The organism is Xanthomonas vasicola pv. musacearum NCPPB 4379 (assembly GCF_000277895.2).
Lineage (GTDB): Bacteria > Pseudomonadota > Gammaproteobacteria > Xanthomonadales > Xanthomonadaceae > Xanthomonas > Xanthomonas vasicola.
Genome location: NZ_CP034655.1, coordinates 3326103 through 3340133, shown reverse-complemented (window position 1 = coordinate 3340133; position 14031 = coordinate 3326103). Strand labels below are relative to the sequence as shown.

Here is a 14031-nt window from a genome sequence, read left to right as displayed (position 1 = left end):
GCAACATCACTGCTTTGCACATCACGTTCGCCAGTAAGGCCGCGCTTTGCAGATCGGTACGTCCGCATCGGACCACAATAAAGGCACACGGCGACGCAGCCGCGTGCTCGCCGCAAGTTTGAATTTGGAGTCTCGTCGCAGCAGGTGGCGTCATTCGTCACTGCCATGCGCATTAGCAATCCACTGATGCAGCAATGCTGATCAGCAAGCGTACCGGGCTGTGTAATGAGCGATGCAGCTGAGTGGGTACAGACCGCACTGGATTCACGGCGCAGCACGCGGATGAAATGCGCCTGCAAATTATCCTGTCGTCGTTAGCGTGCCAACGCACGCAGTGTCATCGAAACGCTCGCTGCAGCGCACGCAAAGGTGAGCCATCGCAAGAGTACGCACCCCAGATCGCACCTGCAGCGGTGGGCTTGCTCAGCAGGCAGCTGTGCGATGTGCCGGGCTGAGACTCGGGCTGACAGCCTTGCTCATCGTCGTTGCATCTTTGTCGTGCAGCGCGAGCTCCAACTTGTAGCCATGCGAATACACGGTTCTGATACGCACTGCGCCGTTGTGATTGCTGAGCTGCAATTTCTTGCGCAGCTTGTAGATGTGCTGCTCCATGGTGCGGTCGGTGAATTCGGTGTGGCTGCCCCACACTGCCTTGGCCAGCTGGCAACGCCGGAAGCACACGCCGGGGCTGGAAAACAGCAGCCATGCAATCGAGAACTCGCGTGCGGTCAACACGATCGGCTTGCCATGCAGGTACACCGTATTTTCGTCGCGTATCAACTGGTATGGGCCAACGCTGAGTTGCTGCGTTTCCGGGCAGGCATGCGTCACCGGTGACACCGCCAGGGCCGCACGCACTTGCAATTCGTGCGAATTGACGGGGAGTGCAAGTACCTCCTGCGCGCCTGCGCTATACCAGCTAAGAATGTCGTTGGCGCAATCGAAGCGTCCGAGCACGATCAACGGCGTGGGTTGACCGCTATGGCAGCGCTGCCAGGCCAGCAGCGAGCTGTCGTCGGAGGCAACGCAGCTGGCATCGAAGATCAGCAGCTCGCAAGGCGAATGTCGCAGCGAACGCAGGAGCTCCAGTTCATCGGAAAACACCGATACATTGCGCGACAGCGGTGCAAGGCTGGCGTTGACCTGTGAGGCCAGGCGCGCGTCCTGCGTCAACAGGAACGCCGACCCGTGTTTGGGGGGGCAATGGTCGTGCATCAGCCGGCCCTCCCGTGGCAGCGCACATTCCGCTCGCAGGCCGGATGCCCATGCAGTGCAGCCGATGCCATGACAAAACCCATATGAAGAGATCGATGCATCGTGGGACCAGTCGGCTGTCGAAGGGAGGTCCGGCGGAACCGGATGAATGGTATGTACCATTGCGAGAGCGGAAAGTTTCACCCTTGCGCACGCTTCTTCTGATTTGTGAGCAGCGGCTTTAGCCTGCGCTCATTTAGGCGTAACAGAGCTCTTACATAACGGGCATGTCTGGCTGGGCGCCTTGCTGCGCAGGCGTACTGGCGCTGCAGCGGTGACGGGTGCAACCAGAGACTTGGGTTACCAAGGTCTAGACCAATCTATTACGATTCGTGCAGCGATTGCGCGTTCCAGGAATATGTCGGTCGCGATGCGCCGGCGCGATATGCCTGCTCCCTTCGATCAAGCCAACTCCCCGGGCATGCGTGCGCGCAGTAGTCGGACATCGACACGACTGTGGCCGACGACGGCGATTGCGCACACAAGACGCGTGTTCGCAGACGTTGTCGGGGGGGGGCGCATTATTGGCGCAAAAAGACATCCTCAATACTCGTCCGAATGGCGCGAGATGTCTGATGCGCGATACCGCAGGTGGTATGCAAAAAATCCCCGCATCCCGCGAAACGCACGACGTGCTTATTCGAGGGCAGAGTGAGATTTTTTGATTTTTTCAGTGTCTTCAAGTGAGAAATTCCATTGGATCCGCTGCATACAATCGTTTGCGCCAGCGAGCTCGGCGCCTGTTGTCTATTGCACCGCCCCCCCAAGAGAGAGACCGGCATGATCCTTTCCACCTACTTTGCAGCGATCTCTGCGTTGTCTTACGCAGAACGTCTTCCTACCTATACGAGCAGGATGTTAGTTGGTGCTTGGCCGCAGGGACTGCAACACCTCCAGCAGCGACGCGATGGACAGGGCACAGCCGATGGCGCCGACGATGAGGTCAGCCTGTTCGGGGCCAGCGGCGATGCGCTGCTGATCCTGGAATATCAAGAAGAGGCCGAAGACGCGTATCGGCAGGCCCTGAAGGCAATGCGCGGCCATCAGCGCCAATTACGCCTGCTGTCGTGTCGCAACACGGCCTGGTTGATGCTGAGCCAGCGGCGCCTGAGTGCGGCGCTGAATTGCTTCGCGCAGCTGGCAATGGATCGCGAAACGCCACCCACCTTGTGCGGCGAGAGTCTGCTGGGCAAGGCGCTCACTCACTTCCATCTGGGCCAGAGCACGCTGGCCTTGCAGACTCTGGAGCGCGCCAACGAGGTGCTGGCCGAACTGGAGATCGGTGCTTCCGATTGGTTGCGTATCGTCACTGCGCTGCGTCTGGACATGATTGCGCAGCTGCGCATCCGCCGCTCCGATCGCATGAGCGACCATGTGTTCTGGCAGGCGACATTGCGGCAGGAAGACGCCGCGCATGCCTTTGAACCCAATGACCTGCGCGCCTGCATCGCCGACCTGGCCGAGACCATTCCGGTGCTTGCGCAGCGCATGCGGCATGTGCGCAACCTGCTGCGCATCGCAGGCGGCGACACCTTTGGCTTCGATGCGCAGATCGATGCGCTTCCGGCTGCGGCCACCGGATGCCCGCCATGCGCGCGTCAGGACGCGCAGGTGGAGCTGGCGCTTGCCGCGTTGGCGGTAGGGCGGGCCGATCTGGCCGAACGCGCGCTGGCTGGTGCCGGCCGGCATCATGCGCCGCGCTGGAACCTGGAGTTCGAGTACTGCCAGGCCAAGATCAGCCAGGCGTTGGGACGCACGGAACAAGCCTTGTTGCTCTACAACCGCTACGCGCTGGGCGCGGTGCAATGCCTGCGCAGCGAAGTGCAGGCGCCGCGCTTGCTGGAAAGTGGCACCCCGGCACATGTCAGCGACGATATTTCCGCCCGCTTGCCGGCCAAATACCGGCGCGCCTACAGCTACATGATCACCAACGCGCACCGCTCGGATCTGTCGATCAATGAAGTGGCCGCACAGATCGGGGTGACCGGGCGCGCGCTGCAGCAGGCGTTCAAGTCCGCTACCGGGCTGTCGCCGACCCAGGTGCTGCGTCGTTACCGCATGCAGAGCATCCGCGACGAATTGCTGGCCGAAGGCGGCTGCGGCAGCGTGTTGCAGGCAGCCAGCCGCTGGGGCGTGGGCAGCCGTTCGGCATTGGCCAAGGGCTATCGCCAGCACTTCAACGAAGCACCGATGGAAACCTTGCAACGGTAATCTCTGCACGCCACGGCTTGGTAGCGCTACCGGCCGTGGCGGTTCGTTTTCGGCGGATGATGCGGCGGGTGCCACGGTGCGCAATGTAGGGCAGGAGCCGAATCGAGACGTGCGTGCGAGGTGGCTTGCGGCTATCCTTTCCGGCTGGCACTGGCATCCAGGGGGCGAGTCCGAGATGGGCGTCGTCGCCAAGGAAACGACGACCGATCATGCAAGATCACACACCCGAGGCGACCGACGCCGCGCAGATCCGCCGTGCAGGCGTGGATCTCAATGGACTGATGTCGGTCCTCAGCAAGCATCTGTATTCCACCCCGGTGGTGGCGCTGCGCGAGCTGGTGCAGAACGCGCACGATTCCATCCTGCGCCGCCGTCTGGAACAACCCGATTGGCAAGGCGAATCGCGCATTGAAGTGCATGCCGATGCTGCCCAGGGCATCGTGCGCATCGTCGATACCGGCGCTGGGCTGACCCAGCAGGAAATCCACGATTACCTGGCCACCGTAGGCGTGGGTTACACGCGTGGGCTCCGCCAGGGCGGGCACGAGGACAGCGGGCTGATCGGCATGTTCGGGCTGGGCTTTTTGTCTGCCTTCGTGCTGGCGCGGCGGGTGACTGTGCGCACCACTTCGTACCAGTCCCCGACGTTGGGCCATTGCTACATCTCCAGCAACGCCGAGCAGTACACGGTCAGTCCGATTCCTGCGCGTGCGCAGGTGGGCACCGAGGTGGTGCTGGAATTGCACAGCAATTATCTGTCGTTGGCGCAGGAGGGGCGGCTGCGCGAGATTCTGTCGCGCTACTGCGCGCTTTTGCGCGAGCCGATCTGGATCGGCGCCGATGCGCAGCCGATCAATCCCGAGCCGCCGCCGTGGCGCATGCAGGACGCCGTGCCGTTGCATCCGGTGCAGGCCTGGCGCCGGCAACGCGAGTTCGCCGCGCGCTTCGAGCGCAATTTCGAACCGTTGTGCTGCATGCCGGTACGTGCGGAAGAGGGCAGCGATGCGGTCGGCTTGTTGTGGGTGCAGGACGGTGCCACCTATGGCACCAGCGACAACCGCAATCTGTCGGTATTCCTGCGCGGCATGTTGCTGGACGACAACGCGCGCGAACTGCTGCCGCCGTGGGCAGGTTTCATCGGTGGGGTGATTGAATCCAACCGGTTGACGCCCACCGCAAGCCGCGAGGATCTGCAGCGCGATACGGTCTACAGCGCGGTGCAGCACGCCTTGTCCGAAGCACTGGTGCAAGGCCTGTCCGATGTCGCCCGCCAGCAACCGGAGGCATGGCGACGCATCTTGCTGCGCCATAACGAAGCCCTGCTGGGCGCGGCGTTGTGCGATGAGCGCCTGTTTGTATTGCTGCTGGAACACGTGCGCGTGCCGACCTCGCAAGGCGATCTGCCGGCGCAGCAATTGCCGTCGCGTGGCGCGGTGCATGTGATCCTGGATAGCGACAGCGGTTTTGAAGAAATGCTGTTCCGCGCGATGGGCGTGCCGGTGGCCTATGGCAACCGCTATGCGGTGGTGCCGTTTTTGCGGCGCTGGGCGCAAGCCAAGGGTGTGCGCCTGGTCGAGCTGGGCACCGAACACGGCAACCGCCAGTTGTTCCATCTGGACACGCTGCCTGCTGACGAACTGGCGTGGCTGGAACAGCATCTGGGCGATGGCGAAGCGCTGGTGCCGGCGCGTTTCAGCCCGCAGGAATTGCCGCTGGTGGTGGTGCCCGATCGCGAGGCCGAGCTCAAACGTCGCCTGGAGCAGGACGAGAACGACAAGCGTGTCTCCACCGCCGCGTTGCGGCTGGCGCGGCAATTCACCGCGCGTATCGAAGCACGGCAGACCCAGCGCCTGTATCTGAATCTCGATAATCCGGCGCTGCAGGCCTTGCTGGCGGCGCAGCGTGCGGGCAATCCGCAGGCGGCGGTGGCGGCGCGCTTGCTGCGTTCGCTGAAGGTGATCGTCTCCGCGCAAGGGCGCACGCAGCCGCAGCCGCAGCCGGGCAGTACCGAAGCAGGCGTTTCCGAACTCAATAAGGCCTTCGGTGATTTTGTCGAGGCCGTGACCCAATTGCTGGCGCGCTAAGCGCCGCATCGCAGGAGCGACACGATGGAAATCTGGAACTGGGTAGAAAAACTGCAGGACGATCTGGGCGAAGCCGGGCAGCCGCAAAATGCGCAGCTGCTAACGCGGCTGACCGATCATATCTGCGATCTGCAGATCGAACGCGCCGAGGCCTTGTTGCCGGAGGCGCGTGCGCTGGGCAAGACGCTTGCCAATCCATGGCTGGAGGTGTTCGTCGGGCATTGGGAAATGCGTAACCGCGTCGGCAATCTATGCGAAGGCGAGCGCGCGTTGGGAGATGCGGTGGCACTGTTCGAACGTGCGCATCGCGCCGACGCAGTGGAGTGCCCGCAATCGGTCTGCGTGACCCAGGATCTGGCCGCGTGCTACGCCAACATCGATGGTCCGGGCTGGGTGGAAGAGCGCATCGAGGTGTGCGACGAAACCCTGGGCCGCATTGACCCAAGCTGGTCGTGTTACCAGTGCCTGAGCTGCGAAAAAGCCGATGCCTTGCTCGATGACGGGCGCGGCGACGCGGCACTGGATTATCTGGAGCAGCAATCACAGACCATCCTGGCGCACGGCGGAGAAATCTACGACGGCGTGCCGGACATGCGCATCTCGATCCTGCTTGCGCTCGGGCGTGCGCAGGACGCGCTGGCGCTGGTGGAGCAACGCGAACGCGACGCTGCGCGCGAAGGCGCCGAGTGGGCCAACTGCAGTCAGCCGCGACGCCTGCAGAAAGCGCGCGCGCTGGCGCTGTTGCAGCGCGACGTTGAAGCCATGGAAGCGCTGCTGCCATGGCGCGAAGTTGCCCCGCGTTACCGCCTGCATTGGTTGCGTGCAGTGGTGGTGCTGGTGTCGCGTGCGCCGGAGCGCAATAGCTGGGATCTGGGCAGCCGCGTGCAGCTGATGCTCGATCATTACGCGCAGGTCGGCGCGCATCGCATGCTGATCGAAGCCGCTGAGCTGGCGATGCAGTTGGCGCTGCAGCGTGGCGCAGTGTGGACCGCGCGCCGGCATCTGGCGCTTGCGCGTGCGCATCTGCCCAAGCTGCGTCAGGACCGCGGCGCCACCCAGTTGCTGGATGGGTTGGCCGCACGTATCGACGCCGCGCCTGCGGGCCAAGCCGCGCCGGTGCCAGCCGCACAATTGCTGGAATGGGTGAACGCGCGAGGCGACGATGTTGTGCGCAATCCCGAGCGCGAAGCGCAGTGGCTGCTGCAGGCCGTAGCGGAATGTCCGGACGATGCGGAGCTTGTCGACACCACTGCATCGGCATTGAGTGCTTGTGCGGCTGACGAGGAAGCGATCGCGTTGCTGTGGTCATTCGTGCAGCGGCATGCCGATCGCGAAACCAGCGCCACCTTCCGGCTGATAAATCTGTTGCTGGCCCGCGGCGATGAAGCAGGTGTGCGCCGGCTGGTGCAGCTGTACCGCCCGCAGGTGCCGGTGGCGGCGTTGTGGTGCGAGGCGCAACTGGCGCAGCGGTTGGCCGACTGGCCGGCGCTGGAACAGGCCTGCACCGCACTGCTTGAGCTGTCGCCTGGCTCGCATGGCGCGCGCGGCCTGTTGGCGCGCATGTACCTCAACACGGGCCGGTTTGCCGAGGCCGCCGCGGTCTACCGGCAACTCACCGAGCTGCTGGAAGAACCACGTTCTGCGCATTGGGATCACATGACGGCGGCCAGCGCGGCGCAGGATTGGGATGCGGTGCGTGCCTCTGCGCAGGCCATCGGCATGGAGCTGAGCAGCACCAGCGGCGTGGTCGAAGAGACCTGGGGCTGGGTGATCATTCGTTGCGTGGATGATGGCGAAGTGGCCGAGTATTACGCACGCCGCACCGGTCCGGTGACTGCGCGCATCGTCGAAAACGCGCCTGCGCATCAGCGCCAGCACGTCGGCGACTGGGTAGTGTTCGATGCGGAGCTACTGTATCCGCCGCCGGAAGACAAGGCCGAACGCGAGTGCTTCGTGCCGACCTACGCGCAGGTGTATGTGTTGCAAGCCGGCGGTTATGCCAACAGCTGGCTGGTGGACGGCGTGCATCCCGGCGAAGAAGCGATCGATGCGCTGCGCGAAGATATCGAAGCACGCGGTTGGAAGCTGTGGTTGCACAGCCGCGACGACTATCGGTTGATCAACCCGGAAGATCCGGACGGTTTCGATCCGGAAGTGGCGGGCTCGGGCTTGCCGGGCGTGCTGTTTACCGTGGCCTTGCCGGAAGCGGCCGCGCCGCTGGAATTGCATCGCGCCTTGCTCGCAGCAACAGCGCAGTGGCCACACCCGATGTGCTGGCTGCGGCTTGCCCAGGCCTGCGGCCAGGATCCGCAGCCGCATCTGGATGCGGTGGATCGTTACGGGTTGTAGGGCGGCGATTCGCTTTATATGGTGGCGGCCGATCATGCGATCGCCGCCGCGATTGGGGTTTGGGCGTTTGGGATTCGTGGTGTGCGCTCTGGCGTCACTTTTGATGGGTAGCGATGAATCTGGTGTCCGGGGATCCTGCCAATCCATCCATGGATCTGCTGGCGGCGTTCATGCCGCCACACGCCGCCGCCCTGGATGCAACACCGCGCTTTCAGCGTGCCTGCTGAATTGAGCGCATTGCGTTCGAGCGCAACGCGCAGCGAGATCGCCTCGTCGTTGCCGTAGCGCTTCGGTCCATGCGACTACACCGGCGACAGCCGCCGCAATGGGCGGATGCTCGGCCTAGCGACAACACGCCGGTGAACTCCGTACTGCAGGCGAATGCGAGATGGGTTTGGCGGTTGTCTGCGGATAGTTTTCATTTCGCCACGTGTGTGCAGCGGCACAGCGCATATCCGCAGGCGTGGACCGGCGCACGTTCGGCGCGTGCGCTGCAATGTCACACTGCGCGCGATGCGGCGCGGATAACTGCTACAGGTTGGGTCGCTGGTTGCCCAATCTGAATTGCTTTACTCTGCCGCGCATCGGCGTGGGGGCGCCGCGTCAGTCAGGGCGCAGTCCAGCCCGCATGCCCAACCTCTTCTTCTTTTGGTGGGTGATCTCATGGTGGCATTGCAACAGCGCTCGATCGATGCGATTCGTGGCCAGGAAAGTGCGTTGTTGGCCGCATGGCTGGGTTCTAGCCTGGGCAACGATGCGCGTCTGTCGCGGCAGGAGTTCGAAGCGCAGGCTGGCGAATTCTTGCGCTTGCTGGTGACCTCGTTGAAAGACGATGGTAGCAGCCTGGACAGTGCCGAGTGGAGCGAAGTGCGCCGCTTCCTGGAAAATCTATCGCGCGACCGCGCCACCCGCGGCTTCGATTCGCAGGAAACCGCCAACTTCATCTTCTCGCTCAAGCGCGTGTTGTTTGCGCTGGTGCAGCGCGAGTACGCCGGCACACCGGAAGACCTTGGCCAGCAGTTGTGGGCGTTGTCGGAATTGCTCGACCGCCTGGGCCTGTACACCGTCAAGGCGTTCCAGAAGACCCGCGAAGACATCATCGTGCGTCAGCAGGAAGAGATGCTGGAACTGTCCACGCCGGTGGTGAAACTGTGGGACGGCGTGCTGGCATTGCCGATGATCGGTACGCTGGATTCGCAACGCACCCAGGTGGTGATGGAATCGCTGTTGCAGCGCATTGTCGACACCGGCTCGGAAATCGCCATCATCGACATCACCGGCGTGCCCACTGTAGACACGCTGGTGGCGCAGCACTTGCTCAAGACCGTCACCGCCATCCGCCTGATGGGCGCCGATGCCATCATCAGCGGCGTGCGCCCGCAGATTGCGCAGACCATCGTGCATCTGGGCCTGGATCTGCAAGGCATCGTCACCAAGGCCAACCTGGCCGATGCGCTGGCGCTGGCGCTCAAGCGCACCGGCGTAAGCGTGAGCAAGGCGAGCTGACATGGAGCGCATCCCGATCTTGCGGATGGGCGATCTGCTGCTGGTCACCATCCAGGTAGACATGCACGACCAGCTCGCGCTGCAGCTGCAGGAAGATCTGTCGGAAAAGATCAGCAACACCTCCGCGCGTGGCGTGCTGATCGATATTTCCGCGCTGGACATCGTCGACTCCTTCATCGGCCGCATGATCAGCACCATCTCCGGGCTGGCCGCGATCATGGACGCCAAGACCGTGGTGGTGGGCATGCAGCCGGCCGTGGCGATCACGCTGGTCGAGCTGGGCCTGACCTTGCCCTCGGTTCGCACTGCGCTCAATGTCGAACGCGGCATGCGCCTGTTGCAGCAACCCGACGAGGCGGCATGACGACCGGCTCGCAACCGGTGCGCACCGAACAGGATGTGGTGCTCGCACGGCAGACCGTGCGCAAGCTGGTGGTGCAATGCGGCCTGCGGCTGGTCGACCAGACCAAGCTGGTCACCGCGGCCAGCGAGTTGGCGCGCAACACCGTGATTTACGGCGGCGGCGGCGACATGGATTGGGCGCTGGTGGAAAGCGGCATCCGCAAGGGCGTGCAGCTGACCTTTCGCGACCAGGGGCCCGGCATTCCCGATCTGGACCTGGCACTGACCGACGGCTGGACCTCCGGCGGCGGACTGGGCCTTGGCCTGTCCGGTAGCCGCCGGCTGGTGGACGACTTCGTCCTGGACACAGCGCCAGGCCAGGGCACACGCATCACCATCACCAAATGGAAGTGAATGTTGCCGGCCTGGTGACCCGTTCGTTTCGTGTCGACGAAACCAGCCAGGTCGGGCAGGCGCGCCGCGAAGCGACCGCCTTGGCGCAGACGCTGGCCTTCGACGAAGCCAGCTGTGGCCGCGTGGCGCTAGTCGCCACCGAACTTGCCACCAACATGGTCAAGCACGGGCGTGGCGGCGGCCTGCAGCTGTCCACGGTGGCCGCGCGCGACGGCGGCACGGGCGTGGAGTTGTGTGCCATCGATGATGGCCCAGGCTTCGTGCTTGCAGATGGCCTGCGCGATGGCTATTCCACTGCCGGCACGCCGGGCACCGGCTTGGGTGCGATCAAGCGCCAGGCGCAGCTGCTGGATGCGTATTGCGATGCCAAGGGCGCGATTGTGCTGGCACGCGTGTTCGCTCAGCCGCGTGCGGAATTGGATCTGCCCTACGGCGCGCTGCGCGTGCCGCTGCATAACGAAGTGGTGTGCGGCGATGGCTGGCACCTGGCGATCGATGCGCAACGGGTGACCGTCAGCGTGATCGACGGCTTGGGCCACGGGCCAGGCGCGGCCGATGCTGCCGATGCCGGCACGCGCGCTGCGGCGCTGGCCGGTGGCGAACCCGGCGAGCGCATCGCGCGCCTGCATGCGGGCATGAGCGGCACGCGCGGTGGCGCAGCGGCAGTGATGCAGTTCGATGCCAGCAGCGGCCAGGTGCGCTTTGCCGGTCTCGGCAATATTGTCGCGTCGCTATGCGATGGCGATGGCGTACGCGGCATGCCATCGCATCCGGGCATCGTCGGGGCGCAATTTCGCAAGGCGCAACCATTCGACTTTCCGCATGCGGCCGGCAAGTTGCTGGTGATGCACAGCGATGGCCTGCAATCGCGCTGGAACCTGCGCGATCACCCTGGCCTGTTCTCGCGTCACCCACGCATCGTGGCGGCGCTGCTATTACGCGATTACACGCGCGGCCGTGATGATTGCTGTGTGTTTGTCATGCGCTTAGGAGGCATGCAATGAATCCCACCACGGATGTGCCGGCTCTCGATGCAACGGCAGAACTGGAACGCTTGCGACAGCAGAATCAGGCCTTGCGCGAGGAGCTGGAAGAAACCAACCAGGGCGTGCTGGCGCTGTATGCCGAGCTCGACCAGCAGGCCGAACAGCTGCGCGATGTGTCTGAACTCAAGAGCCGTTTCCTGTCGTACATGAGCCATGAGTTTCGTACACCGCTGGGGTCGATCCTGAGCATCACCCGCTTGCTGGAAGACGGCATGGACGGCCCGCTCAACGCCGAGCAGCTCAAGCAGGTGCGCTTTGTCAGCGGGTCGGCGCGCGAGCTCACCGAGATGGTGGACGACCTTCTCGATCTGGCCAAGATCGAGGCCGGGCGCATCACCATCTCGCCGGGCTGGTTCGATCTGATGGACCTGTTCGCGGCCTTGCGCGGGATGTTCCGCCCGCTCACCGATACCGGCAAGACCATGTTGGTCTTTGACGATCCACCGGTGTTGCCGATGCTCTACACCGACGACAAGAAGCTGGCGCAGATCCTGCGCAACTTCATTTCCAACGCGCTCAAATTTACCCCGCAGGGGCATGTGCGCGTGTTCGCTCAGCTGGAAGGCGACACCCACGTGCGTTTTGGCGTGCAAGATACCGGCATCGGTATTGCGGCCGAGCTTCACGAGGCCTTGTTCGAAGATTTTGTACAGGTGGACTCGCCGCTGCAAAAACGCCTGACCGGCACCGGTTTGGGGTTGTCGATCTGCAAGCGGTTCGCCGAGTTGCTGGGCGGCCGGGTGGGCGTCAATAGCGTGCCCGGGCAGGGCTCGGAATTTTACGTGGTGCTGCCGGTGACGCTGGTAGCGGAGGATGCACGTGGGCAGTAAGCAGCACATTCTGGTCGTCGACGACAATGCGGTGACGCGCTATTCGGTGCGGCGCGTGCTCGAACATCACCAGTTCGTGGTCGAAGAAGCCGCTACCGGCACCGAGGGGCTGACCAAGCTGGCCGCGCAGACGTTTGCCGCGGTGGTGCTGGACGTCAATCTGCCGGACATGAGTGGCTTCGACATCGTGCGCACGTTGCGCGCGGAACCGCGCACCTCATTGTTACCGGTGGTGCATGTCTCGGCCGCTTCGATTGCCACTGGCGACATGATCACCGGGCTGGAGGCCGGCGCCGACGCCTATCTGATTCATCCGGTCGACCCCAACGTGCTGGTGGCCACGCTGCGCACACTGCTGCGCGCCCGTCGCGCCGAAGAAGCGTTGCGCATCAGTGAGGCACGTTTCCGCGAAATCTTCGAACACATCAGCGCGCCGATTGCGGTGGTGGACGCCAACCTGCACACGCACGAAGCCAATGCCGCGTTTCAGCGCCTGGTCGGCAATGCCACGCCCGGCGCTGCGATCCACGCTGCCGGGCTGGATCAGGCCTCCACCGTGCATGCACTGACCACCGCGTTGGCGCAGCGCGAGCGCTGGAGTGGTGCGTTGACCCTGTTGCGCGATGGCAAGCTGTGCGAAACCGAATGGCGGGTGTCGCCGTACCGCGAGCCGGATTTGGGTTTGTTGATGGTGGAAGACGTCACCGAGCAACGCCTGCGCGAGCGTGAGCAGCGCCAGGAACTGGATACCGCCACCAGCGAGCTTGCGCATCAGATCGCGCAGCGCCAGCACACCGAAATCCAGCTGCTGCAGGCGCAAAAGATGGAAGCGCTGGGCAAGCTCACCGGCGGCATCGCACACGATTTCAATAATCTGCTGACCAGCATCATTTCGGGGTTGGACATGATCCAGCTGGCGGTGGAATCCAACCGCGTTGAACGCGTGCCGCGGCTGGCCGAGATCGCCACCGGCTCGGCGCATCGCGCGGCCGCGCTGACTCAGCGCATGCTGGCGTTCGCACGCAAGCAATCGCTGGATGCGCAACCGTTCGACGTCAACACCCGCGTGCGTTCGCTGGAAGACATGCTACAGCGCTCAATCGGCGAAAACATCGCGCTGGAACTGGAACTTGTATCCACGCCGCTGGTGGCGATTGCCGATGCCAATCAGCTAGAAAACGTGGTGCTCAACCTGGTGATCAATGCGCGCGATGCATTGAAGGGCCAGGGCACCATCCGCATCCAGAGCGAGGCCTACACCGCGCACGACGATCCGGAACTGGAGGATGGCGACTACGTTGCGGTGAACGTAATCGATAACGGCAGCGGCATCGAGCCGGCCATTCTCGATCAGGTGTTCGAGCCGTTTTTCACCACAAAACCCATCGGCGAAGGCACTGGCCTGGGTCTGTCGATGACCTACGGATTCGCGCGTCAATCGGGCGGTACCGCGCGCATCACCAGTACCGTGGGCCGTGGCACCACGGTGGCGTTGCTGCTGCCGCGTGGGCTCTCGGCCAATGAGGTACTGCCGGCACCGGCGCCGAGCGCGCCGCGCACACGTAACGAGCGCATCCTGCTGGTCGATGACACCGATGTGGTGCGCATGATGGTGAGCGAAGTGCTCGGCGATGCCGGCTACCAGGTGATCGAAGCCGAAGATGCCAACGGCGCTCTGGAGCAATTGCGCACCGACGTACACATCGATCTGGTGGTGTCCGATGTCGGCCTGCCCGGCATGAACGGGCGCGACATGGCCGATGTGGCGCGCATGCTACGCCCAGGTCTGCCGATTCTGTTCATTACCGGCTACGCAGAAAACGCGGCGACGCGGCAGGAATTCCTGGCCGAAGGCATGGCCTTGTTGCCCAAGCCCTTCAGCCTCAACGATCTGCTCAACACGGTGGGGCAAATGCTCGACAGCAGCGTGCTGGCGCGGGCGTAGGGTGTCAGGGCGGCTACCAAAATGACTGCGCAGCCGTCAGGCGGCAGTGT

At 63.7% G+C, this 14031-nt stretch carries 10 protein-coding genes; 9 read left to right on the top strand and 1 reads right to left on the bottom strand.

Translation table 11 applies throughout. The features are described 5' to 3' along the window. Positions 1–423: 423 nt before the first annotated feature. Positions 424–1215 (bottom strand): winged helix-turn-helix transcriptional regulator, encoded by a 792-nt coding sequence (locus KWO_RS15550; RefSeq protein WP_010380616.1) that lies wholly within the window; start codon positions 1213–1215, stop codon positions 424–426. Between the two features lie 894 nt (positions 1216–2109). Here KWO_RS15550 and KWO_RS15540 point away from each other — a divergent pair. From KWO_RS15540 to KWO_RS15500, 9 genes are all read left to right on the top strand, one after another. Further along, positions 2110–3465 (top strand): helix-turn-helix transcriptional regulator, encoded by a 1356-nt coding sequence (locus KWO_RS15540; protein WP_017113040.1) that lies wholly within the window; start codon positions 2110–2112, stop codon positions 3463–3465. A 209-nt stretch (positions 3466–3674) separates the two neighbouring features. Beyond that, positions 3675–5549, top strand: a complete 1875-nt coding sequence (locus tag KWO_RS15535; RefSeq protein WP_010380614.1) for an ATP-binding protein — start codon at positions 3675–3677, stop codon at positions 5547–5549. 24 nt (positions 5550–5573) lie between these two features. Continuing rightward, positions 5574–7898 carry a tetratricopeptide repeat protein gene (locus KWO_RS15530; protein ID WP_010380613.1) on the top strand — a complete coding sequence of 775 codons (2325 nt, stop codon included), beginning with the start codon at positions 5574–5576 and terminating at the stop codon, positions 7896–7898. A 663-nt stretch (positions 7899–8561) separates the two neighbouring features. After that, positions 8562–9404, top strand: coding sequence for an STAS domain-containing protein (locus tag KWO_RS15525; RefSeq protein ID WP_017113039.1), 843 nt, complete (start codon positions 8562–8564; stop codon positions 9402–9404). Between the two features lies 1 nt (position 9405). Continuing rightward, positions 9406–9768 (top strand): STAS domain-containing protein, encoded by a 363-nt coding sequence (locus KWO_RS15520; protein WP_010365855.1) that lies wholly within the window; start codon positions 9406–9408, stop codon positions 9766–9768. After that, entirely contained in the window at positions 9765–10160 is a 396-nt protein-coding gene (locus tag KWO_RS15515) for an anti-sigma regulatory factor (protein ID WP_010365857.1), read from the top strand. The genes KWO_RS15520 and KWO_RS15515 overlap by 4 nt, the downstream gene beginning before the upstream one ends. After that, complete coding sequence (locus KWO_RS15510; protein ID WP_010380607.1) at positions 10151–11164, top strand: ATP-binding protein; 1014 nt, start codon at positions 10151–10153, stop codon at positions 11162–11164. Before KWO_RS15515 ends, KWO_RS15510 begins: the two co-directional genes overlap by 10 nt. Then, positions 11161–12036, top strand: coding sequence for a sensor histidine kinase (locus KWO_RS15505; RefSeq protein WP_010380604.1), 876 nt, complete (start codon positions 11161–11163; stop codon positions 12034–12036). The genes KWO_RS15510 and KWO_RS15505 overlap by 4 nt, the downstream gene beginning before the upstream one ends. After that, positions 12026–13981: a response regulator gene (locus KWO_RS15500; protein WP_026112155.1), complete on the top strand. Its 1956-nt coding sequence runs from the start codon at positions 12026–12028 to the stop codon at positions 13979–13981. Before KWO_RS15505 ends, KWO_RS15500 begins: the two co-directional genes overlap by 11 nt. Positions 13982–14031: the final 50 nt, after the last annotated feature.

Bases quoted from the DNA above. Each gene is read 5' to 3' on its own strand.
- KWO_RS15540 (WP_017113040.1), top strand. From the start codon at position 2,110: ATGTTAGTTGGTGCTTGGCCGCAGGGACTGCAACACCTCCAGCAGCGA.
- KWO_RS15535 (WP_010380614.1), top strand. From the start codon at position 3,675: ATGCAAGATCACACACCCGAGGCGACCGACGCCGCGCAGATCCGCCGT.
- KWO_RS15530 (WP_010380613.1), top strand. From the start codon at position 5,574: ATGGAAATCTGGAACTGGGTAGAAAAACTGCAGGACGATCTGGGCGAA.
- KWO_RS15505 (WP_010380604.1), top strand. From the start codon at position 11,161: ATGAATCCCACCACGGATGTGCCGGCTCTCGATGCAACGGCAGAACTG.
- KWO_RS15515 (WP_010365857.1), top strand. From the start codon at position 9,765: ATGACGACCGGCTCGCAACCGGTGCGCACCGAACAGGATGTGGTGCTC.
- KWO_RS15550 (WP_010380616.1), bottom strand. From the start codon at position 1,215: ATGCACGACCATTGCCCCCCCAAACACGGGTCGGCGTTCCTGTTGACG.
- KWO_RS15520 (WP_010365855.1), top strand. From the start codon at position 9,406: ATGGAGCGCATCCCGATCTTGCGGATGGGCGATCTGCTGCTGGTCACC.
- KWO_RS15510 (WP_010380607.1), top strand. From the start codon at position 10,151: ATGGAAGTGAATGTTGCCGGCCTGGTGACCCGTTCGTTTCGTGTCGAC.
- KWO_RS15525 (WP_017113039.1), top strand. From the start codon at position 8,562: ATGGTGGCATTGCAACAGCGCTCGATCGATGCGATTCGTGGCCAGGAA.